This is a genomic window from Streptomyces sp. NPDC005799 (assembly GCF_040630525.1).
GTDB lineage: Bacteria > Actinomycetota > Actinomycetes > Streptomycetales > Streptomycetaceae > Streptomyces > Streptomyces griseorubiginosus_B.
Window position 1 is genome coordinate 45,855 of record NZ_JBEXXQ010000008.1, and the last position, 21,993, is coordinate 67,847.

Below are 21,993 nucleotides of genomic sequence, written 5' to 3' on the forward strand. Positions count from 1 at the left end.
CTACCCACGCCGGCCGGGCCACGGACTCAAGAGAACCTCAGAACGTGACGTCCGAGCAGGCGTAGAACGCGTTGCCCGTGTCCGCGATCGTCCAGACGGCGACGATCACATGGTGGCCGCTGAGCCCGGACGGCAGGGTGCCGCTGTGGGAGAGCGTGGCCGGGGGGCGCTGACCGTTGTAGGGGACGGTGAGGAAGGGGGTCGTGTTGAGGTCGGAGCGGGCCAGGTTGTGGTTCTGGTTCCAGCCCTGCCGGGTGACGTAGTACTTGAAGTCGGTCGTGGCGTGCATGGCCGTGAACTGCCAGCGGAAGGTGTAGCTCTGACCGCCCGTCACCCGGGTGGTGGGCCAGGCGCCGCCGGCCGGGGTCTTCGGCTTGTCGAGCTGGGAGAAGCGGGCGTTGCCGCCGGAACAGATCGAACCGTCGGCGGGCCCCGCGGCCGGGAAGCCCTTGGGACCCTCGACGCTCTGCGGCTCGTACTGGATGTCGCCGCAGTTCGTCACCGTGCCGTTGGCGCAGAGCTTCTGCCTGCTGATGGGGAGGTCGGTGTAGCCGTGGCTGCTCGCGCTGCCGGCCGAGAGCACGAAGGCCCCGGCGGTGGTGAGCCCGAGCGCGGCGGCGTACCACTTGGTCTTTCCGCGCATGCTGCCGCTCCTGGAGACGTGGGGGAAGTTCCGTGAGACGTGCAGGTCTAGACCAAGTCCCAGATTATTGCCGCACCTTGAGCATGTCCATACCAATGCTGTGGTGGGGTTAAGGCCCATAGCGGCTGCCGTCGTCCGGCGTACCGGTCACGGCCCCTGATCTCCGCGCCCCGCGCAGAACGCCACCGTGAGGTCCTTCACCAGGGCCTTGCGTTCGTAGTCGTCCAGTTCCACCAGCCCCCGGACGGTCAGCCGGGTCACCGTGTCCTCCACCGAGTCGACGACCGAGGCGAGCATGCCGGCCCGCTGCCGGGCGTCCAGCGCGGCGATCCGGCGGCGGTTCATCGCGGCGGCGACCTCGGGCGCGTACTCGGTGCGCACCGGCCGCACGGAGAACACCTCGAGCCCGACCGGTGCCGCGTCCGCCGCGACCAGCCGGGTCAGCGTGTCCCCGGCCGCCTCGGCCGAGCCCCGTGTGCCGCCCGGCATCTCCACCGGCACCCGCGCGAGCCCCGCCTCCACGCACTCGCGCAGATAGGTCTCGTGGTCCTCGACGCCCAGCACGGCCCGCGCGGTGTCCCGCACCCGCCACACCACCAGCACCGCCACCCTGAGTGCGACCCCGTTCCCGTCGGCCGCCGGGATCGGCTCGCTCCTCCAGTGCCGCAGCCGTACATCCACCCGGCGGCGCAGCAGCAGCGGATTGACCCACATCAGCCCGGTACGCCGCACCGTCCCCCGGTACCGCCCGAACAGACCGAGCACCCAGGCTCGCCCGGTCCGCCCCCGGGCGAGCCCGCCGAAACCGAACAGCCCGAGGGCGCCGGCCCCCGCGTAGGCGGCCCACTCGACGGGCCCGAGGCCCGCCCCCGCGTGCGCCGGAAGCCGCAGCGCCTCCAGCGCGAGCGGCGGCACGACCCCCGCCCACCAGGAGGTCACCGCGCACCCGGCCACCCCGCAGGCCCCGGCGAGCAGCCCCACCACCCCGGGCAGCACCCTCGCCCGCCGCTCGGCCAGTTCGGGGTCGACCTGGACCGTGGGACGAGCCTTCGTCGGGAGGGGACGTCGCAGGCGCGGCTGCTCGCCGGTACCCTGCCGACGGCCGACGACCGCCGGTCGGGCCGGGACCGGCGCCGGGTCGGGGTCGTCACGGAAGAGCAGATGGACGGGGATCTCCATGGTCGACTCGTTCTGGATGAGCCGGCCGGGTCTGGCCGGTCCCTCGGACTCGGGTGTCTGTGAAGTGGTCGTCGTGCTCATGCGTGCCTCCAGCCTCCGCGCCAGATGCGTCATGACAGTGGGTTGGGTCGATCGGTTGCCCTCGAGCGGAAGCGGCTGCGCCACGAGAGGAACCCGTTGCCCTACGGGAATTACGAGAAGAGCCGCCGCCAGGTCTCCGGCCCCGGATAGCCGTCCGCCGCGCCGCCCCGCCAGCCCTGGGCGCGCTGGAAGGCCTCGACGTTACGGCGGTCCGCCTCGCCCCAGCGCGGGCCGGGACCGGTCGTGTAGTACTTGCCGAAGCCTTTCTTCACCAGCTGCCGGCCGAGCTGGGTGACGTACTTGTTGTCCGCCCCGGGCCGGAACATCCCACGCCCGGGATAGCCGGGCACGCCGTGGGAGGCGGGCGCGCCGGGTGCGCCGGCCGCCCCGCCACCGCTCGTGGCCGCCGGGATGTCCTTGCCCTTGCCGGTCACCAGCAGGTCCCAGGTCTGGGGTCCCGGGAGTCCGTCGGCGTCCGCGCCCGTCCAGCCCTGGGCCAGCTGGAAGGCCACGGTGGCCCGCAGATCCGCCTCCGACCAGCGCGGCCCCGGACCGGTGGCGTAGAACCGGGCGCCGCCGCGCGCCACGAGCATCTGCCCCAGCCGGGTGACGTAGGGGTTGTCCGAGCCCGGCCCGAAGAACGCGGCCCCGGGAAACGCCGTGGCACTCCCCCCGGCGGCCGGCGCACTCGATGTGCTGGGCGTGCTCGGCGTGCTCGGCGTACTCTGCGTCGGGCCGGCCGCGTCCGTCCCCAGCCCCTTGTACCGGTAGGGCACGTACTGGTCCGAGTGGCTCCAGTAGGCGTACGGCGTGGCCTGGCGGCGGGCGACCGGGGGCGTCTCTTCGTAGGCGATGTAGTAGGTGTGGGTGTAGTCCGTCCAGCCGCCGAAAATGACGACGTGTGAGCCATTCTCGGGGTTGGCCGGATTGTGGAACAGCAGAATGTCGCCGGGCTGCAGATCCTCCTTGGAAATGCGCACCCCGTACTTGTCGAGGCTGCCGGTCCATTCGTTCCCGGGCAGCCCCCAGGCCATGGAGACGAAGCCGGAGCAGTCCTGCCGGTAACCGTCCGTCCAGTAGTCGTCCATGCTGTACGGCACCTCGGCGGCGACCCAGGTCTTGGCCCGGTTGATGATCTCCGTACGGGTGGTGGTGGGCACCCCTACGGCGCTCTGCGGGTGCGCGGGCCTGCCCCCGGGGCCGTGCAGGGGGGCCTTGCGCCCCTGCGGGGTCTGGGGTTCGTCACCTGCGGGGACGCCGGGTCCGGGGGGTACGCGTTCAGCCGCGACCGCCGGTGCCGGGTGACCGGCGCCGAGGACGGCGGAGGCGGCGGCGACGATCACGAAGGGGCGGGCGGCCGGATGCCGGGCCGTCCGCGCCGACGTCGAGTGCCGCAGGGCCGCGCGCCGGTGGGCGCATCCGGGGCAGTCGCAGTCGCTCGCGGGATCGAATTCCTCGAATACCGGAGTCTCCATGCGATTCCCCTCACACCCGGGACGAAAATGACCGCTTTCATGCACATCGATCAGTTTCCCAACTGTCTTCCCGACGCGCATTCTGACGGTCCGAATGACGTACGGCCCCGCCCGCCCCGACCGGGGTGGTCCGGAGCACCCTCCGAGGTCCGGTAGAGTTACGACGTCAGCAGGCGCCGCTAGCTCAGTTGGTTAGAGCAGCTGACTCTTAATCAGCGGGTCCGGGGTTCGAGTCCCTGGCGGCGCACAGACAGCAAGGCCCCTCGCAAACGCGGGGGGCCTTCGCCATTGAGGCAGGTCCTGCCAGTACCGGCTTCGCCACCCACACCCCCCTTCCCCGGAACCTCCACGACCGGGGTCGAGAAGCCCGCGCAGCACAGCCGCGCGCGCCCCGCAGCCCCCTCGTTCGAACGAGGGGGCTGTCGGCTGTTTGGCCGGATACTCTCTGGCCATGGCAGCGCGTGACCTCCAGGAGCGGATCAAGAAGCTCATCATCGACCGCCGACTTCCCTCCGGGGCCCCGCTGCCGACGGAGACCGAGTTGATGGAGTACCTCGGGGCGAGCCGGAACTCGGTGCGCGAGGCGCTCAAGGCGCTGCAGGCGATGGGCATCGTGGAGATCCGGCACGGCTTCGGCACGTACGTCGGCCCGATGTCCCTGGCCCCGATGATCGAGGGCCTCGCCTTCCGCACGGTCGCCGGGCACTACCGGGGCGAGGACTCCCTGCTGCAGCTGCTGGAGCTGCGCGAGGCGGTGGAGACGGGGCTCGTCTCCCGGCTCGCGGGGCGCATCCCGGAGCGGGACCTCGCCGAACTCGACGCGCTCGTCTCCCGCATGGAGGAGCAGGCCGCGCAGGGCGGCGCCGGTCTCGCGGACACCGACCGCGCCTTTCACGCCACCCTCTACCGCGGCCTGGACAACATCCTGCTCGGCGAGGTCCTGGAGGCGTTCTGGGACGCCTTCCACCGGGTGCACACCGACCTCGGGGGCACCCCGCAGAACCCGAAGGTCACCTGCCGGCAGCACCGGGACATCCTCGACGCGGTGCGGTCCGGGGACGCGATACGGGCCGAGGCGGCCATAAGGGAGCACTTCGGCAACATCCGCGCCCGTCTGTCCACAGCAGATCCACAAGACCCCCACACGCGTCCCAATGAACGCGTATGACCGGTAAACAGCGCGTTTCGCGTCTTGCGATCATGACGAACGCCGTAGAACCCTGTGTCCAAGATGCTGGCGGTACACGGCAGTTGGGGGATTAGTAAGTGGTTGCCTGATCTGCGGGGATAGGGGCCCCGTTCACCAGCGGATGCCGAGGGGGGCATCCATGCAACCGGACGGCCGCCGTTCCATGTCCTGAGTGGGGAGAGTACGGCGACTGCGGCCAGCCACCGTTGCGTCTGCGAAGGTCGAGGGGGACCGCCAGCAGGCGTAAGGAGAACCGACACAACACGCGGCGAACTGCGTGTGGGGGGTAATGACTCATGACGTCGACGCCGACGGGCGCCCGGCATAACTCCGACCCGTCAGAAACCACACAGCTACGAGTGCCTTCGCAAACGAACAGCCACACGGGCCAGTTCCGGCGGATCAAGAGAACGCTGCCCAGATACGACTACGAGCACTACAGCAGGCTGGCCGGCCCCCTCACCCAGCCCGACCCCGACAAGCCCTACAAGGTGCAGTACCGCTCGCTGCTCTCGCAGGAGCCGCACCGGGTCCGCGCCGCCGTGATGCTGGGCGCCGCGCCGCTGCTGTCGCTGGTCCTGCTCGCCTGGCTGCTGCAGCCGGAGCACTGGACCCAGCGCGACTACCCCACCTACGACTTCCTGCCGGCGCTGGACGTCGTGATGCTGGTCTCGATCGGTCTGATCGAGTTCTTCCGCTGCATGAACGTGCTGTCCAACGCCCACGCCACCCTGGTCGCCCGCGACCCGGTCCCGGTGGTGCCCGAGACCGGCACGAGGGTCGCCTTCATCACGACGTACGTGCCCGGCAAGGAACCGCTGGAGATGGTGACCAGGACCTTGGAGGCGGCCGTGCGGCTGCGCCACCGGGGCCTGCTGCACGTCTGGCTGCTCGACGAGGGCGACGACGACGAGGTGAAGGCGGTCTGCGCGCGCCTGGGCGTGCACCACTTCTCCCGCAAGGGCGTCGAGCAGTGGAACCGCAAGAAGGGTCCGTTCCGCGCGCGGACCAAGCACGGCAACTACAACTCCTGGCTCCAGGCGCACGGTGACGCGTACGACTACTTCGCCTCGGTCGACACCGACCACGTGCCGCTGCCCAACTACCTGGAGCGGATGCTCGGCTTCTTCCGCGACCCGGACGTCGGCTTCGTCATCGGCCCGCAGGTGTACGGCAACTACGACAACCCCATCACCAAGGCGGCGGAGTCCCAGCAGTTCCTCTTCCACGCCCTCATCCAGCGGGCCGGGAACTTCTACGGCGCCCCGATGTTCGTGGGTACGTCGAACGCCGTGCGCATCAGTGCGCTCAAGCAGATCGGCGGTCTGTACGACTCGATCACCGAGGACATGGCGACCGGTTTCGAGATCCACCGCCACAAGAACCCGGCGACGGGCCGGAAGTGGAAGTCGGTCTACACCCCGGACGTGCTCGCCGTCGGTGAGGGCCCGGCGGCCTGGACGGACTTCTTCACCCAGCAGCTGCGCTGGTCGCGGGGGACGTACGAGACGATCCTGAAGCAGTACTGGAAGGGCTGGTTCTCACTGCCTCCGGGCAAGCTCTTCAACTACACCATGATGATCATCTTCTACCCGATGTCGGCCCTCAACTGGATCCTTGCCGCGTTGAGTTGCGCGCTGTTCCTGGGTCTGGGCGCCTCGGGTGTGAACATCGACCCGACCGTGTGGCTGATGCTGTACGGCAACGCCTCCGCGCTGCAGATCGGTCTGTACGTCTGGAACCGCCGGCACAACGTCTCCCCGCACGAGCCGGAGGGCTCCGGCGGGGTGGCGGGCATGGCGATGTCCGCGCTGTCGGCGCCCATTTACGCGCGCTCCCTGATGGACGCCGTACTGCGCCGCAAGTCCAAGTTCGTGGTGACGCCCAAGGGCGACTCGGCCAGCCCGGACACGCTGTTCGGGACCTTCCGCATCCACCTGTTCTTCATCCTGGTCTTCGGCGGTTCGATCGCCGCCGGTCTCACCCTGGGGCACTCGCACCCCGCGATGATCGTCTGGGCCTCCTTCGCCCTGCTGATCACCGCGTCGCCCATCTTCGCCTGGCGGTACCAGCTGCGCCGGGCGGAGCGGGAGCCTGCTCCGCCGGCTCAGGGGCAGACCGAGCCGCAGGACGCCCCGCTCGCGGTGCCGTACCAGCCGCGACCGCTGCCGGAGCGGCAGACGCCGCGGCACGGCACCGGGCAGAAGCCCAACTGGGCTTCCTCGCAGGGTGGTTCGGACCTGGGCGACGACCAGACGATGCAGATCGCACTCGGTGGATTCGGGGGACGTAAGGAATGAACGACCGTGCAGGCCGCCGCCGCGCCCGCAGGCTCGCGATCGGGACGGCGGTGGTGCTGGCGCTGGCCGGGATGAACGGGCCCTGGGTGTACCGCTTCAGCACCGAGAAGTACCACCAGTACCAGATCAACAGACCCGAGTACAAAGCGGACAACGGGCACTGGCAGATCATCGAGTTCCCGAAGGAGTACCGCCAGGACACCATCCACGCGGCGCTGCTGCGGACCGGCAAGGTGCTGCTGATCGCCGGGTCGGGCAACAACCAGGACAACTTCAACGCGAAGAAGTTCGACACCCGGATCTGGGACCCGGTGAAGGGCACGATCAAGAAGGTCCCGACGCCGAAGGACCTGTTCTGCACCGGGCACACCCAGTTGGCCAACGGCAATCTGCTGATCGCGGGCGGCACCAAGCGCTACGAGAAGCTGAAGGGTGACGTCACCAAGGCCGGCGGGCTGATGGTGGTGCACAACGAGAACCCGGACAAGCCCATGACACTGCCCGCGGGGACCGTGTTCACCGGCAAGGAGAACGGCAAGACCTTCGTCTCCAAGGACCCGGTGCTGGTGCCGCGCGCGAAGAAGGTCTTCGACCCGAAGACCGGCCGGTTCCTGCGCAACGACCCCGGGCTCGGCCGGATCTACGTCGAGGCGAGGCTCAGCGGCACCAAGTACGAGACCGGTACCCAGGACAACTACACGATCCAGGGGCTGGCCGGCGCCGACGCCCGCAACACCTACGGCATCGCGCAGAAACTCGCCCTGGACAAGAAGGACTTCCAGGGCATCCGGGACGCCTTCGAGTTCGATCCGGTGGCCGAGAAGTACATCAAGGTCGACCCGATGAACGAGGCCCGCTGGTACCCGACGCTCACCACCCTGAGCGACGGCAAGATCCTCAGCGTCTCCGGACTGGACGACATCGGTCAGCTGGTCCCGGGCAAGAACGAGATCTTCGACCCGGCGAGCAAGAAGTGGACGTACACGAAGAAGATCCGCCAGTTCCCGACCTATCCGGCGCTGTTCCTGATGCAGAACGGGAAGATCTTCTACTCGGGGTCCAACGCGGGCTACGGCCCGGACAACGTCGGGCGTGACCCGGGCATCTGGGACGTGGACACCAACCGGTTCACCAAACTGCCCGGGCTCAGCGACGCCAACCGGATGGAGACGTCCGGGACGGTGCTGCTGCCGCCCGCACAGGACGAGAAGTTCATGGTGATCGGCGGCGGCGGGGTCGGCGAGTCCAAGCTGTCCAGCAACAAGACCCGGCTGATCGACCTGAAGGCGAAGAACCCGCACTTCGTGGACGGGCCGACGCTGGAGAAGGGCACACGCTATCCGCAGTCCTCGATCCTGCCGGACGACACGGTGCTGGTGTCCGGCGGTTCGGAGGACTACCGGGGGCGCGGCGCCTCCAACATCCTCCAGGCGCGGATCTACCACCCGGGCACCAACTCCTTCGACCGGGTGGCGGATCCGCTGGTCGGGCGGAACTACCACTCCGGGTCGATCCTGCTGCCGGACGGGCGGGTGATGTTCTTCGGATCCGACTCGCTGTACGGCGACAGGGCCAACACCAAGCCGGGCACGTTCGAGCAGCGGATCGAGATCTACACGCCGCCGTACCTCTACCGGGATTCACGCCCGTCGCTGTCCGGCGGTCCCCAGACCATCGCCCGCGGCGGGACGGGGACGTTCACGTCTCCGCAGGCCTCCGCGATCAAGAAGGTACGGCTGATCCGGCCGAGCGCGTCGACACATGTGACGGACGTCGACCAGCGGTCGGTCGCGCTGGACTTCACGACGTCCGGGAACAGGATCACGGTGACCATGCCGAAGAACCGGAACCTGGTGACGTCCGGCTGGTACATGCTGTTCGTCGACGACGATCAGGGGACGCCGTCGAAGGCGCAGTGGGTCAAGGTGCCGTAGTCGTCGGCTACTTGCTTGCCTTGGCAAGGGCGAGTGCGTAACTCGCCCACCACTGGCCCGCCTTCGGGCCTCCCTTGCAGGTGCCGTCCGACTCCCCCGGGCGCTTGACCCAGACGTAGGCGTCCACCAGGTCGTCCGCCGTCCTGGTCGTCGGGGTCTCGCCCAGCGCCCGGCCCGGGGGGTTGCACCAGCGTTCGGCCGGATCGCCGCCCGTGTAGGGGCCGTTGCCGTTGCGGCTGGTGTCGATGACGAAGTGCTTGCCGCCGACCTTGGCGGAGAGTTGCTTGCCGTAGGCGATGGAGTCCTGGGTGGGGTAGAAGTTGGAGACGTTGACGGCGAAGCCGTCGGCCCGGGCGATGCCCGCGCGGATGAGGGGCTGGAAGATCTGGTCCGGGTGGCCCCAGCCGGCGTTGCCCGCGTCCAGGTAGACCTTGGTCGACTTCAGCGACTTCAGCTTGTCGATCGCGTAGCCGAGCAGGCTGTAGCGCTCCTCCTGGAACTGGCTCTGGGTGCAGCCGTCCACCAGGTGCAGCACGGCGTCCGGTTCGAGGACGACCATCGCCGCGCGGTCCTCGATGCCGGCGGCCACCGCGTCGATCCAGGCGCGGTAGGCGTTGCCGTCAAAGGCGCCGCCCTGGGAGTACTGGCCGCAGTCGCGGTGCGGGATGTTGTAGAGGACGAGCAGGGCGGTGCGGCCCGCCTTGTCGGCGGCCTCGGTGAAGCCCCGGGCCTCCTGCTCGGGGTTCTCCGGGCCGATCCACTCGCCGGTCGGCTGCTCGGCGATCTTGCGGATCTGCTCGGCGTCGGTGTCCTTGCCCGACTTCGCGTACGCCTTCACCTGCCGGGCCGCGTTGCTGTCGGGGTTGACCCAGAACGGGTCGCTCTCCTTGGGCTGTTGGGTGATCGTCGCGCCGGCCTTGTGGTCGCCACCGCTTCCTGAGGAGGAGCATCCGGCGACCAGCAGCACTGCCCCCAGCGCGGCCGCACACGCCCCCCTGCTGCCGTACATCCAACCCCCCCTTGGGTGCAACGGTCCTGGTGTCAATCCTGACATACGACCCGAGCCGCCCACGAGGCCGTCCCGGCCTTGTCGGCGACCTGTTACACCTCAGGAGGACCGACAGTGCCCGTGAGGGCGTGGGCCACCAGCACGTATGACGGAGAGCCACCGCAGGGGGACCTGGCGTCATTCGCCCTCTAGGCTCCGGCGCTCGTCCGTTCTAGAGTCTTCTCAGATGGCCCGAGCCCCGGTCGGCAGTGCACCACTGCGGCCCCGAACCTCCCGCGTCGGCGCCGGGTCACTCCCGCAGCCCGAGCGCGCGCGGTTGAGGACCAGCCCGGTCGGCGGCTTCAGGGGGAGCGGGCCGCCGACCGGGCCGGGTGCCGGGATTCCGGCCGAGTCCGCGGTCAGGCCCTGCGGCGCCTGACGACGAACACCAGACCGCCACCGACGAGCAGGGCGCCCGCGCCCACCGCGGCAACGACGGGCAGCACGCTGCTGCTGCCGGTGCTGGCGAGGGAGCCGGTCGCGGCCGTGTCGGCGACCGTCTGGGTGGTGACGTCGTTGCCGCCGGCGCTGTCGTCGCCGCCCGGGGTGGTGGCGGAGGCGGAGGGCGAGGCGCCGGCACCGCTGTCGTCGCCCTCGACCTTGACGGTGACGGCGGCGGTGTCGTTGGCGTGGTTGTGGTCGAAGGTCATGACGTTGCCGTACGCCGTCATCGCCTTGACCTCACCGGTGGTGGTCTTCGCGCCCTTGCGGATCTCCAGGCCGAAGTGGAAGGTGCGGGAGTCCCCGACGGCGAAGGCGTTGTCGTGGGGATCGCAGACGTACTGCGGTGCCCCCGGCGTCTGTTCGCCGGTGCCGGCGTTCCCGTTCCACACGCTGCACTCCTTGGGGATCTCCACCGCCTTGGTGCCGGTCGGAACGGTGAACAGCAGCGCCGGCTGGTCGTCGCTGAGGTTGTAATGGACCCAGCCCGGGCCCTCGTTGCTGAGGGAGATGTCGACGGGGACCACGTCGCCCGGCGCGCCCTTGGCCTTGTCGCCGCCGGCCACCATGTCGGCGGTGTTGTCGACGGTGATCACCTGACGGCCGGTCCTCTGTCCGCCGGAGGTCGCCGTGCCGTCCTCGACCAGGGAGAGCTTGTTGTCGCCCGACGGCCCCGCGGTGGCGTCACCGGGCGAGGCCAGGACGTCGTCCTGGAAGTACTCGAACAGCGCCTGGCTGCCGACGTCCAGCTTGACCGGCTGCTGGAGCCGGTAGCGCTTGCCCGGCTCGAGCACCGTGTCGAAGGTGCACAGCGCCTGTTGGGTCGCCTGGTAGTCGGGGTCCTTGACCGTGGAGTAGACGCAGTTGGAGTAGCGGTCCGCGTAGGAGAGGCCGGGGGTGGTGCGCATCTGCAGCTGGGCGCCGTGGGCGGGCAGGGAGCCGGTGTTGCTGATGGTGACCGGGTTCTCGATCGTGGAGCCGGGCTTGTCGCCCTTCCGGTCGGTCAGCTCGTTGACCGACAACTCCACGTTGCCCGCGGTCACTTGCACGTCGGTGGAGACCACGGTTCCGTTCGACGACGTGCCGCTCAGGGTCACCGTGCCCTTGGTGCCGAGCGGGGTGCCCGGCTTCGCTCTCAGGTCCACGATGTAGCCCGCGTTGCTGCCCTCCTTGACGTCGGCGATCGGGGACCAGGTGTAGGTGTCCACCGACTGCCCGTCGGCCGTGACCCAGTCCTTGACCTTGCTGAAGTCCGCTTTGATGGTGACGTCCTTCGCGGCGCCGGGACCGTCGTTGTAAAGACCCCAGCTGATCTGCGGAGGGTCCTCGGCCGGGATGGGAATCCCGATGTCGTCGTTCCATACGGAGATGTGCACCACCGGTCCGTCCGCGGCCTGCGCGGACGTGGCGGGCAGCCATGCGGCGACGGCGGCCGCGAAGGCGGCCAGCACCGCCGCCGCCTTGCGCTGACGGTTGGTCATCCGTGTCCCTCCCCACGGGACGACTCTCGTCCCGCCACCCTTCAGACACCCCAGGGACGCCAAGGGTTGTCCTGGAGTTCGAGCCGCCGCTCGCCCGTTCTACAGACCGCTGCCCGTCAGGTACGCCGACACCACCACGTTCGCCGTGTAGCTGCCGCGAGCCCGGTCGAAGCTGCCGCCGCAGGTGATCAGCCGCAGCTCGGCCCGCCCCGACTGCCGCTGCCCGTATGCCTGCTGGGCGTCGAAGCCGTCGCGGGCGATGACCCGCACGTCGTCGACGGTGAACTCGGCGACCTTGCCGTCGTCCCGGACCACCCGGATCGTCTCGCCGGGCTTCAGCACGCTGAGCCGGTAGAAGACGGCGGGCCGGGTCTCGGTGTCGACGTGCCCGACCATCAGCGCCGTGCCGGCCGCCCCGGGCCTGGCCCCGGCCGCGTACCACCCGACCACGCCCGCCTGGTCGAAGGGCGGCGGATCGACCGCCCCCTTCGCGTCCAGGCCCCGCGCCACCACCGGCGCCTGCACCCGCAGGTCGGGAATGTCCAGCCGCTGCGGCAGCGCGTCGCCCAAGGGGCGTACCGCGGGCGGGAGTTCCGCGTCCGGCGGGCGTCCGACCGCCGCCATGTCCCCGGTGGCCGGCGCGGATATGCCCTGCCGCAGGTCGGTGACGCCCCGCCCCCACAGCCACAGCCCGAGCAGCAGGACCGCCCAGGCCACGCCCGTCAGCAGCCGGCCCGAGCCGGAGGACCGCTCGTGTTCGGACATGGTCAGCCCGTTCCGCGTCTCCGGCGCCCGCTGAGCACGGCGACGGCGGCAGCGGCGGCCCCGGCCAGCACCAGGCCGGTCACCGCGTGGGCGGTACCGGGCCCGGCCGCGTGCGCGTCGGTGGCGGCGAGGTGGGCGGTGCCGCCACCGCCGGCGGGCACGGGGGCGACCGGCGAAGAGGGGGACGTGGGAGTCGCCGGCCGGCCCGTGCCCTGGGCGACGGTGATCGTGCCCTTGCGCTCGGAGGTGCCACAGGTGATCGTCACGTCGTAGGTGCCGACGGTGAGGGACGAGCGGATGCGGGTCTCGCCGACGAGCGCGCCGTTGGTGACGGCCAGCCGGGCGTCCGCGACGAAGGCGGCGGAGACCACCGTGGCGGTCTTCTCGGCGCAGTCGCCGACCCGCAGGGCGACATCGCTGCCGGGCGCCGGGGAGGCCGGGGTGACCGACCAGCCCCCGTCCTGCGCGTGGGCCGCCGGGGTGAAGGAGACGACCGCCGCCGCCACCGCTGCCGCACAGAAAGTGATTCTTGCTGAACCCATCGTGAACCTCCAGACATCTGGAGACTCCCCCGTGCGGCGGGGCCCCGCATCCGCAGCGGGGCCCGTGCTGCTCCGAACGGGTGGTGACGGGTTTCAGACGCGGTCGACGAGATCCGCGATCGAGTCCACGACCTTGGACGGCCGGTAGGGGAAGTCCTCGATCTGCTCCGGCCGGGTCAGCCCGGTGAGCACCAGGAACGTCTGCATCCCGGCCTCCATGCCGGCCAGCACATCGGTGTCCATGCGGTCGCCGATCATCGCGCTGGTCTCGGAGTGGGCGCCGATCGCGTTGAGCCCGGTGCGCATCATCAGCGGGTTGGGCTTGCCCGCGAAGTACGGCTTCTTGCCGGTCGCCTTGGTGATCAGGGCGGCGACGGCGCCCGTGGCGGGCAGCGGCCCCTCGGTGGAGGGGCCGGTCTCGTCGGGGTTGGTGGCGATGAAGCGGGCGCCGTCCTGGATGAGCCGTACGGCCTTGGTCATGGCCTCGAAGGAGTACGTGCGGGTCTCGCCGAGGACCACGTAGTCGGGCTCGTGGTCGGTCAGGATGTACCCGATGTCGTGCAGGGCGGTGGTCAGGCCCGCCTCGCCGATGACGTACGCCGAGCCGCCCGGCCGCTGGTCGTCCAGGAACTGGGCGGTGGCCAGGGCCGAGGTCCAGATGGACTCGACCGGCACGTCCAGGCCCATGCGCCGCAGGCGGGCGTGCAGGTCGCGTGGGGTGTAGATGGAGTTGTTGGTCAGCACCAGGAAGGGCCGGCCGGACTCACGCAGCTTCTTCAGGAAGGCGTCGGCACCGGGGATCGGTACGCCCTCGTGGATGAGCACACCGTCCATGTCGGTGAGCCACGACTCGATGGGCCTGCGTTCTGCCATGTGCGCGTTCTCCTGCCGTACGCCCGTGCGCGGTGCTGCCTGGGCTCCCCAGCCTAGACACTGGCCAGATCTTGGGGAACGGCCGTCTCAGCGGCGCCTTCCGGGCCTGCGGGCCAGCAGCAGCCCGCCACCGGTGACGAGGAGGACGGCGGTGACGGCGGCGAGGACGGCACCGGGGGTGCCGAGGCCGGTGCGGGCGAGTTCGTCGGCGAAGGGCAGATCCGGGAGGGGGCCCGGCGAGGCGGAGGGGCTGGACGGGCCGGGGGTGGTGGCGTCCGGGGCGCCCTCCTCGACGCGGAAGCGGTAGTCGCCGGACTGGCCGACCCAGTCGCCGTCGTCCTCGTGCCGCTGGACGACGGCCGCGTTGACCGTGACGTCGTTCGGGGCGGTGTCGGGGGCGAGGGCGAGACGGACCTTGACGCTGACGGTCCGGCGAGGGCCGACGGTGAAGCCGGGGAGGCCGTCGTCGAAGGCGCCGACGAGTTCGTCCTCGTCGGTCCGCACGAAACGGACGGGGTGCGGGTGGCCGTCGTCGTGGGTGTCGTAGAAGTCCAGGCGGGGCTGGTCCGGCTTCAGGGCCCGCTTGTCGTCGACGAGCACGACGACGGGGTGGATGGCCGCGCAGGTCCGGCTGGTGGTGTTGGTCAGGTCCAGGTACCAGGTGCCGTAACCGCCGCCGGCCTCGTAGGTGTCGGGGCCGCCGCGGATCCGGGAGGTGAGGGGGAAGCGGCCGCCCTCGGAGCAGCTCGGGACGGGGGCGGCGGACGCGGGGGTCGCCGCGGGGAGGAGGAGGGCGGCTGCTAGTAGGCAGGGGGACAGGGGCGTGTGCAGTCGCATGAACACATGACCATGCCGGGTGCGGGCGGCGGTTTCGGTGTGCCGCTCCGTACGGCGCTCCCGATCCCCTCGATCGGCCGAGAGGGGCGCCGGCGGCGCCGGCTCAGCCGTCCGCCCGCCCGAACAGCGGCGCCAGCAGCAGCTGTGCCGCGCCCTCGGCCACCTCGCCGGAGGCGAGCCGCACCGGCACCGGCTCCTCGCCGCCGCGCCGGGCCCGCTCCTGGAGGACGGCGGCGACGCCCCGTACGAAGGCCTCGGGGGCGGCGGCGACGGTACGGCCGCCCAGCAGGACGACGTCCACGTCGAGCAGCGCGACCAGGTTGCCGGCCCCGACGCCGAGCACCCGGGCCGCCTCGGCGAGGTCATCGCGGGCCACGGCGTCGAGACACAGCACCTCGACACAGCCCCGGTTGCCGCAGCCGCACCGGGGTCCGTCGAGCCGGACCACCTGGTGCCCGAACTCCCCGGCGCCGGTACGGGCACCGCGGTGGACGGTGCCGCCGATCACCAGCCCGGCCCCGAGCCCCGTACTCAGATGCAGATACGCGAACGATCCGCGCTCCCCGGCGACGGCGAGCCCCAGCGCGGCGGCATTGGTGTCCTTGTCGACGACGACCGGCGTCCCGAGCCGCCCCGCGAGCGCGTCCCGCAGGGGGAAGCCGTCCCATTCCGGGAAGCCGGTGACCCGGTGCAGCACCCCACGGGTGTGATCGAGGGGTCCGGGGAGGGCGACACCCACGCCGAGGAGGGAGCGGGGCGGGAGACCGGGGGAAGGTACCCCCGTCAACGCCTCCACCTCCCGGGCCACCGTCCGCACCACCGCCTCCGCCCCCGCCCCCGCCCCGAAGTCCAGCGCGGCCCGCCGCTCCCCCACCACGGTCCCCGTCAGGTCGACCAGCACCGACCGCAGCTCGTCCCGGTCCAGATGCACCCCGACCGCGTGCCCGGCCTCCGGCACCAGCCGCAGCACCGTCCGCGGCTTGCCGCCCGTCGAGGCGCGGTACCCCGCCTCGGCCACCAGACCGTCGGCCCGCAGCCGCGCGGTGATCTTGCTGACGGCCTGCGGGGTGAGTCCCGTCCGCTCGGCGAGCTCGAGCCGGCTGATGCCGTCCGCGTCGGCGGTGCGCAGCAGGTCGAGGACGAGGGCGGCGTTGTGGCTGCGCAGGGCGAGAAGGTTCACCCCTCCATTCAGGTTCACGCCTCCATTGTCGTCGCCACTTGCGCTTTGGCAACAGCGTTGCGAAAGTGGAGGGCATGACTGGTACGACTGCCTCTCCCCGCCGCGTCGGCCTCGTCGGCTACGGGCTCGCGGGCTCCGTCTTCCACGCCCCGCTGATCGCCGCCACCGAGGGCCTCGTCCTCGACACGGTGGTCACCTCCAACCCGGAGCGGCAGGAGCAGGCCCGCGCCGAGTTCCCGGACGTGCGCCTCGCGGCCTCCCCCGACGAGCTGTTCGCGCGGTCCGCCGAGCTGGACCTGATCGTCATCGCCTCGCCGAACAAGACGCACGTGACGCTGGCGGCCACCGCGCTCAAGGCCGGCCTCCCGGTCGTCGTCGACAAGCCGATCGCCGGCACCGCCGCCGAGGCCCGCGAGCTCGCCGCCCTCGCCGAGGACCGCGGGCTCCTTCTCTCCGTCTTCCAGAACCGCCGCTGGGACAACGACTTCCTCACCCTCCGACAGCTCCTCGACGAGGGCGAGTTGGGGGACGTGTGGCGGTTCGAGTCCCGGTTCGAGCGGTGGCGGCCACAGCTCAAGGGCGGCTGGCGGGAGTCCGGCGACCCCGCGGAGATCGGAGGTCTGCTGTACGACCTCGGCAGCCATGTCGTCGACCAGGCCCTGACCCTCTTCGGCCCCGTCACCGCCGTGTACGCCGAGTCGGACGTCCGCCGCCCCGGTGCCGAGGCCGACGACGACACCTTCATCGCCCTCACCCACGCCGGCGGCGTCCGCTCCCACCTCTACGTCTCCGCCACCACCGCCCAACTCGGCCCGCGCTTCCGGGTGCTGGGCTCCAAGGCGGGGTACGTCAAGTACGGCCTCGACCCCCAGGAGGCCGCCCTGCGCGAGGGCGAGCGCCCGGGCCCGGACTGGGGGCGGGAGCCCGAGTCGGCGTGGGGCCGGGTCGGCTCCGGGGAGTCCCCAGCGACCGGCGGCGGCACTCCCGTACCGACCCTCCCGGGGGACTACCCCGCGTACTATGCGGCCGTGAACAGGGCCCTCGACGGCGACGGCGCCAATCCGGTGACCGCCGCGGAGGCGGCCGCCGCGCTCGACGTGCTCGAGGCGGCCCGCCGTTCGGCCCGCGACGGAGTGGTGGTGAAGCTGTGACGCACAACACCGAGCTGACCCCGAAGTTCCACCCGGAGCTCACCCCGCCGCTGGAGGAACTGGAGGCGCAGGAACGGCGCCTGGTCTTCCGGCAGTTCACCCACGAGGACGCGTGGACCCTGGGTTCCCTGCTCGTCGAACTGGCCCGGGAACGCCAGGCCCCGGTCGCCATCGACATCCACCGCGCCGGCCAGCAGCTCTTCCACGCCGCCCTGCCCGGCTCCACCCCCGACAACGACGCCTGGATCGCCCGCAAGCGCCGGGTCGTCGAACGCTATGGTTCCGCGTCCTACCTGGTCGGCGCCCGTTTCCGCGCCAAGGGCACGACCTTCGAGGACTCCGCCCGCCTCGACCCGGACGAGTACGCGGCCCACGGCGGCTCCTTCCCGATCACCGTCGAGGGCGTCGGCGTGATCGGCGCGGTGACGGTGAGCGGACTGCCGCAGCTGCAGGATCACCGGCTGGTGGTGGAGGCGCTGGAGGAGTTCCTCAAGCGCTGACGCTCACACGGGGAAGATCCCCGGCCCTCCTTCGGTTGGCATCGTTGTACGCGGTTGTACGCGCCACCGACCGGAGGGAAGGGAACCCGTGAGTGACACCCTGAAGGAATCCGTCGGCCGCTACGGCGTCTGGAGCGCCGCCCTGCGCTCGGAGGACCCGTCCCGCCGCGGCGAACTCGCGGAAGCCGCCGCCGAGTTGGAGCAACTCGGCTACGGCGCCGTCTGGCTCGGCGGCAGCAGCGCGCCCCGGCACGCCGCACCCCTTCTCGAGGCGACCTCGACGCTCACCGTCGGCACCAGCATCCAGTCCATCTGGCAGTACGAGGCGGCGGAGAGCGCGGCGGGCTACGCCGGCCTGGAGTCGTCCCACCCCGGCCGCTTCGTCCTGGGCCTGGGCGTGAGCCACGCCAAGCTCGCGGACCAGTACCGCCGCCCGTACTCCGCGCTGGTCGCCTACCTCGACGCCCTCGACGAGGCGGGCGTCCCCGCCGACCGCCGTCTGCTGGCCGCCCTGGGACCGCGCAGCCTGGAGCTGGCCCGCGACCGCGCGGCGGGCTCGATCCCGTATCTGGTCACCCCCGAACACACGGCGTACGCCCGCGAGATCCTGGGCGAATCCCCGCTGCTGGCCCCGGAGTTGAAGGTGGTCCTGGAAACGGACCCGGCCCGGGCCCGCGCGGTGTCCCGCGACTACCTGGCCATGTACCTGGCCCTCCCCAACTACACCAACAATTTCCTCCGCCACGGCTTCACGGAGGAGGACCTGGCCAACGGCGGCAGCGACCGCCTGGTCGACGCGGTCTTCGCCTGGGGCGACGAATCCACCATCAGCGCCCGCATCAACGCCTTCTTCGCAGCGGGCGCCGACCACGTGGCCCTCCAGGTGGTCGACGGCGGCGCCCGCGACCACCTCCCACGAGAGGCCTGGCGCCGCCTGGCATCTCTGCTGGCCTAGCCGTCAGGGGCGCGGGGCTGTGTCGATTTGCGGGACCGCCGCGGGGCGCGATCAGCCAAAGACGGCCCGCAGTCGACGAATCGCCGCAGTTCCCCGGCCCTCCCAGCGGAGCGTCTACGCGTCCTTGAACTCCTGCCGCTGCCGCCCGAGCCCCGAGATCTCCAGCTCAACCACATCCCCGGCCCGCAAGAACGGCTTGGGCTCGGGCTGCCCCAACGCCACCCCCGCCGGCGTACCGGTATTGATGACGTCCCCGGGATACAGCGTCATGAACTGACTGACGTACCGCACGACTTCCCCCACGGGAAAGATCTGCTCCGCCGTCGTCCCGTCCTGCTTCAACTCCCCGTTGACCCACAGCTTCAACGACAGCGCCTGCGGATCCGGCACCTCGTCCGCTGTCACCAGCCACGGCCCCAGCGGGTTGAACGTCTCGCAGTTCTTCCCCTTGTCCCAGGTCCCGCCCCGCTCGATCTGGAACTCCCGCTCGGACACGTCGTGCGCGACGGCGTACCCGGCGACATGCGCGAGCCCCTCCTCCGCAGACTCCAGGTAGCGGGCCGTACGTCCGATGACGACCGCCAGTTCGACCTCCCAGTCGGTCTTCACCGAGCCCCGGGGAACCAGCACCGTGTCGTTCGGTCCGACCACCGTGTCCGCGGCCTTGAAGAAGATGACGGGCTCGGCGGGCGGCTCGGCCCCGGTCTCGCGCGCGTGGTCGTGGTAGTTGAGCCCGATGCACACGATCTTGCCGATCCGCCCGAGCGGCGGACCGACCCGCAGCCCCGCCGCGTCGAGAACGGGCAGTTCACCGGCGTCACCCGCGGAGCGAATCCGCGCGAGTGCCGCGTCGTCGGCGAGCACCGTCCCGTCGATGTCGGGCACGAGACCCGACAGGTCCCGCAGCACCCCCTCGGCATCGAGCAGTGCGGGCGTCTCCGCTCCCGCCGTACCGACTCGCAGCAGCTTCATGGTCACAGTCTCCCTCGATCGCGGGCGCCCACCCGATGGGTGCAGCCATCGGAGGACTGGTCGATCCTCCAAGCTCGGCGTCCGGTAGGCAATACCCGGTTCACGTACTGGACCGTAGCCCCGTCACCGGTACAGCACGGCCCGCTCCACAGCGCTCCATGCCGTACTGGTGACGACGTACAGTGCGGCCGCCAGCGGCACCACGGCCGCGGTGGCGGCGAGGGCGACGGTGGCGGTGAGGATGCCGGCGTCGAGGAGCGCGAGCTGGAGGAGCAGCAGGAGGAGCACGGCGAGGGGGCGCGCGGAGACGCGATCGCGGACCACTCGGCCCCCGAACAGTCGGTCCCGGACCACTCGGTCCCGGACCACTCGGTCGCGGATCATGCCCCTCCCCCTAGGCGCTCGTGGTCTCCACCGGCTCCAGCAGACGCTTCGGCTTGAGCAGCGCCTTACTGACCGGATCGGCCGGGTCCGGACTGAGACCGGGTCCCGGCACCATGAGAACGTCGGCGACCGGTACGGGAGTTCCGCACGCGGGACATTCGCCGTACGGCCCGAGTTCGGTGCCGCAGTCGGCGTGCCGGAAGTAGCGCATCCGGGGCTCGTGGAAGTGCTCGCGGCCCCAGATGCCGAGCGAGCGGAGGGCCGGCCACAGGGCGATGCCGCGCTCGGTGATGACGTACTCGTCGCGCGGCGGCGACTCCTGGTAGCGGCGCTTCTCGAGGATCCCCTCCGCGGTCAGCGTCTGAAGGCGGGCGGCGAGGACCGCGCGCGGGATGCCGAGGTGGACGAGGAAGTCGTTGTAGCGCCGGACGCCGTAGAGCGCGTCGCGGATCACCAGCAGCGTCCACCGCTCGCCGATGACCTCCAGCGCGCGGGCGATGGAGCACTCCTGTGTCGCGTAGTCCTTGCCCAGTGCCATGCCGTCCACTGTAACCATTTTTCGCGGGGTTGGTTCAATGACCGAACCTACGGTGTTACGGTGACTCACATGACTAGGTTCAATGAACGAACCCTCACTCCCCCCGAGACCCCGCACGCCGGCCCCGCACCCCACCAAACCGCCTCCCACCCAGCCGCACCCCACCTTGAGGCGCCCCCTCATCCCCGCGCCACCCTCGCCCTGACCAGCGCGGCGACCGCCGTGACGCTGATGACGTACACGGCGCCGATCGTCACGCTCCCCGACACCGCCGCCGCCCTCCACACCCCGCTCTCCGCGCAGGCCTGGCTCATCAACGGCACCCCGCTCGGCCTCGCCGCCCTCCTCCTGGTGGCCGGCAGCCTCGCCGACGACTACGGCCGCCGCCGGATCTTCCTCCTCGGCACCCTCACCCTCGGCATCACCACGGCCCTGGGCGCCCTGGCCTCCTCCACCTGGCTCTTCACCCTGGCCCGCGTCGCCCAGGGCGCGGCGAGCGCGGCGATCCTGGCGAGCAGCCTCGGCCTCCTGGTGCACGCCTTCCCGACCCCCCGCGGCCGCTTGCACGCGACCGGCGTGTGGGGCGCCTTCGTCAGCGGCGGCATCGCTGCGGGCCCCCTGCTCGCGGGCTCCCTGCCGAGCTGGCGGTTCGCGTACGGCGTGCTGGGCGCCGCGATTTTGCTGGTCACGGCGCTGAGCGTCCGTACGCTGTCGGAGTCCCGCTCCCCGAGGGGCGGACGCCCCGACATCGTGGGCGCGCTGACCTTCGGCCTGGCGCTGGTCTCCCTGGTGGCGGCGCTGACGCTGGGCCGCGACGGCTGGCTGCGCCCCGAGGTCGGCCTGCTGTTCCTGGCGACCGTCGTCCTGCTGGGCCTGTTCGCCCTCGTGGAACTCCGCACGGCGACCCCGATGATCGACCTGACCCTGCTGCGCCGCCCCGGCTTCCTGGCCTCCTCGGCCGGCGGGCTGTTCACGGGCCTGGCGGTGATCGGCCTCTTCAGCTTCTTCCCGGTCCTCTTCCAGCAGGTGCTCGGCCTGACCCCCATGGACACGGCCTGGCTGTTCCTGCTCTGGTCCGGCCTGTCCTTCCTGGTCGCCCTCCAGGCCAAGCGCCTGGCCGGCCGCGTGCCGCCCCGCCACCAGCTCGCCGCCGGCTTCACCCTGCACGCCGCCGGTGTCCTGACGATGCTCGGCGCCATCGACTCCGGCACCTGGCACCGCCTTCTGCCGGGCCTCGTCCTCGGGGGCGTGGGCAGCGGCCTGCTCAACGCCGCCCTGCCCCTGCTCTCCGTCGAGTCCGTCCCTGCGGCCCGCGCGGCCATGGGCTCCGGCGCCCAGCAGACCTTCCGCTACATCGGCTCCTGCGCCGGCGTCGCCCTCACGATCGCCATCGTCACGTCCTCCGCGGGCGGCCTGGGCCACGGCGCGAACGTCGCCCTGGTGGTGTCGGCGGGAATGGCGCTGCTGGCGGCGGTGGCGGTGCTGGCGCTGCGGGAGCGCGCCTGACACGGCTGAACTCCCCCCG

At 71.1% G+C, this 21,993-nt stretch carries 20 protein-coding genes and 1 tRNA gene; 8 read left to right on the forward strand and 13 right to left on the reverse strand.

The features are described 5' to 3' along the window. Nucleotides 1–37: 37 nt before the first annotated feature. The 3 genes from ABZ453_RS10060 to ABZ453_RS10070 form a co-directional block, all read right to left on the reverse strand. Nucleotides 38–643 carry a lytic polysaccharide monooxygenase gene (locus ABZ453_RS10060; RefSeq protein ID WP_359013485.1) on the reverse strand — a complete coding sequence of 202 codons (606 nt, stop codon included), beginning with the start codon at nucleotides 641–643 and terminating at the stop codon, nucleotides 38–40. Nucleotides 644–790: 147 nt separating this feature from the next. Beyond that, nucleotides 791–1,903 carry an SPFH domain-containing protein gene (locus ABZ453_RS10065; RefSeq protein ID WP_359013487.1) on the reverse strand — a complete coding sequence of 371 codons (1,113 nt, stop codon included), beginning with the start codon at nucleotides 1,901–1,903 and terminating at the stop codon, nucleotides 791–793. Between the two features lie 110 nt (nucleotides 1,904–2,013). Further along, entirely contained in the window at nucleotides 2,014–3,378 is a 1,365-nt protein-coding gene (locus ABZ453_RS10070) for a peptidoglycan-binding protein (protein WP_359013489.1), read from the reverse strand. Between the two features lie 173 nt (nucleotides 3,379–3,551). Between ABZ453_RS10070 and ABZ453_RS10075 the strand changes: the two genes are divergently transcribed. The 4 genes from ABZ453_RS10075 to ABZ453_RS10090 all read left to right on the forward strand — a co-directional run bounded on the left by ABZ453_RS10075 (nucleotide 3,552) and on the right by ABZ453_RS10090 (nucleotide 8,801). Then, nucleotides 3,552–3,625 (forward strand) — tRNA-Lys (locus tag ABZ453_RS10075). 204 nt (nucleotides 3,626–3,829) lie between these two features. Next, nucleotides 3,830–4,546 carry a FadR/GntR family transcriptional regulator gene (locus ABZ453_RS10080; RefSeq protein ID WP_359013491.1) on the forward strand — a complete coding sequence of 239 codons (717 nt, stop codon included), beginning with the start codon at nucleotides 3,830–3,832 and terminating at the stop codon, nucleotides 4,544–4,546. A gap of 317 nt (nucleotides 4,547–4,863) precedes the next feature. Then, entirely contained in the window at nucleotides 4,864–6,867 is a 2,004-nt protein-coding gene (locus tag ABZ453_RS10085; RefSeq protein WP_359013493.1) for a glycosyltransferase family 2 protein, read from the forward strand. Continuing rightward, nucleotides 6,864–8,801, forward strand: a complete 1,938-nt coding sequence (locus ABZ453_RS10090; protein ID WP_359013495.1) for a kelch motif-containing protein — start codon at nucleotides 6,864–6,866, stop codon at nucleotides 8,799–8,801. Before ABZ453_RS10085 ends, ABZ453_RS10090 begins: the two co-directional genes overlap by 4 nt. A 7-nt stretch (nucleotides 8,802–8,808) precedes the next feature. Here the strand turns inward: ABZ453_RS10090 and ABZ453_RS10095 are convergent, their stop codons facing one another. From ABZ453_RS10095 to ABZ453_RS10125, 7 genes are all read right to left on the reverse strand, one after another. After that, entirely contained in the window at nucleotides 8,809–9,810 is a 1,002-nt protein-coding gene (locus ABZ453_RS10095) for a glycoside hydrolase family 6 protein (RefSeq protein ID WP_359013497.1), read from the reverse strand. A 398-nt stretch (nucleotides 9,811–10,208) separates the two neighbouring features. Beyond that, entirely contained in the window at nucleotides 10,209–11,771 is a 1,563-nt protein-coding gene (locus ABZ453_RS10100; RefSeq protein WP_359013499.1) for an LAETG motif-containing sortase-dependent surface protein, read from the reverse strand. Nucleotides 11,772–11,870: 99 nt separating this feature from the next. Then, on the reverse strand, nucleotides 11,871–12,536 hold the full coding sequence (locus ABZ453_RS10105; protein ID WP_359013501.1) for a class F sortase: 666 nt from the start codon (nucleotides 12,534–12,536) through the stop codon (nucleotides 11,871–11,873). Between the two features lie 2 nt (nucleotides 12,537–12,538). Continuing rightward, the gene (locus ABZ453_RS10110) at nucleotides 12,539–13,078 is read right to left on the reverse strand and encodes a hypothetical protein (protein WP_359013503.1); all 540 of its coding nucleotides are present in this window, start codon (nucleotides 13,076–13,078) and stop codon (nucleotides 12,539–12,541) included. 93 nt (nucleotides 13,079–13,171) lie between these two features. Further along, entirely contained in the window at nucleotides 13,172–13,951 is a 780-nt protein-coding gene (locus ABZ453_RS10115; RefSeq protein WP_359013505.1) for an HAD-IIA family hydrolase, read from the reverse strand. An 87-nt stretch (nucleotides 13,952–14,038) separates the two neighbouring features. Continuing rightward, a complete protein-coding gene (locus ABZ453_RS10120; protein ID WP_359013507.1) occupies nucleotides 14,039–14,788 on the reverse strand; it encodes a hypothetical protein in 750 nt (249 codons plus the stop codon). A 103-nt stretch (nucleotides 14,789–14,891) separates the two neighbouring features. Then, on the reverse strand, nucleotides 14,892–15,986 hold the full coding sequence (locus ABZ453_RS10125) for an ROK family transcriptional regulator (RefSeq protein ID WP_359013509.1): 1,095 nt from the start codon (nucleotides 15,984–15,986) through the stop codon (nucleotides 14,892–14,894). Between the two features lie 56 nt (nucleotides 15,987–16,042). Here ABZ453_RS10125 and ABZ453_RS10130 point away from each other — a divergent pair, with 56 nt between their 5' ends. The 3 genes from ABZ453_RS10130 to ABZ453_RS10140 all read left to right on the forward strand — a co-directional run bounded on the left by ABZ453_RS10130 (nucleotide 16,043) and on the right by ABZ453_RS10140 (nucleotide 18,574). Continuing rightward, on the forward strand, nucleotides 16,043–17,119 hold the full coding sequence (locus ABZ453_RS10130) for a Gfo/Idh/MocA family oxidoreductase (RefSeq protein ID WP_359013511.1): 1,077 nt from the start codon (nucleotides 16,043–16,045) through the stop codon (nucleotides 17,117–17,119). Further along, entirely contained in the window at nucleotides 17,116–17,619 is a 504-nt protein-coding gene (locus tag ABZ453_RS10135; RefSeq protein WP_359013513.1) for a heme-degrading domain-containing protein, read from the forward strand. The genes ABZ453_RS10130 and ABZ453_RS10135 overlap by 4 nt, the downstream gene beginning before the upstream one ends. Before the next feature lie 88 nt (nucleotides 17,620–17,707). Then, entirely contained in the window at nucleotides 17,708–18,574 is an 867-nt protein-coding gene (locus ABZ453_RS10140) for an LLM class F420-dependent oxidoreductase (protein ID WP_359013514.1), read from the forward strand. Nucleotides 18,575–18,688: 114 nt separating this feature from the next. Here the strand turns inward: ABZ453_RS10140 and ABZ453_RS10145 are convergent, their stop codons facing one another. The 3 genes from ABZ453_RS10145 to ABZ453_RS10155 all read right to left on the reverse strand — a co-directional run bounded on the left by ABZ453_RS10145 (nucleotide 18,689) and on the right by ABZ453_RS10155 (nucleotide 20,468). Next, complete coding sequence (locus ABZ453_RS10145) at nucleotides 18,689–19,546, reverse strand: fumarylacetoacetate hydrolase family protein (RefSeq protein ID WP_359013516.1); 858 nt, start codon at nucleotides 19,544–19,546, stop codon at nucleotides 18,689–18,691. A gap of 123 nt (nucleotides 19,547–19,669) precedes the next feature. Continuing rightward, entirely contained in the window at nucleotides 19,670–19,930 is a 261-nt protein-coding gene (locus ABZ453_RS10150) for a hypothetical protein (RefSeq protein WP_359013518.1), read from the reverse strand. Between the two features lie 10 nt (nucleotides 19,931–19,940). Beyond that, on the reverse strand, nucleotides 19,941–20,468 hold the full coding sequence (locus ABZ453_RS10155; protein ID WP_359013520.1) for a helix-turn-helix domain-containing protein: 528 nt from the start codon (nucleotides 20,466–20,468) through the stop codon (nucleotides 19,941–19,943). A gap of 69 nt (nucleotides 20,469–20,537) precedes the next feature. Here ABZ453_RS10155 and ABZ453_RS10160 point away from each other — a divergent pair, with 69 nt between their 5' ends. Beyond that, entirely contained in the window at nucleotides 20,538–21,974 is a 1,437-nt protein-coding gene (locus ABZ453_RS10160; protein ID WP_359013522.1) for an MFS transporter, read from the forward strand. Nucleotides 21,975–21,993: the final 19 nt, after the last annotated feature.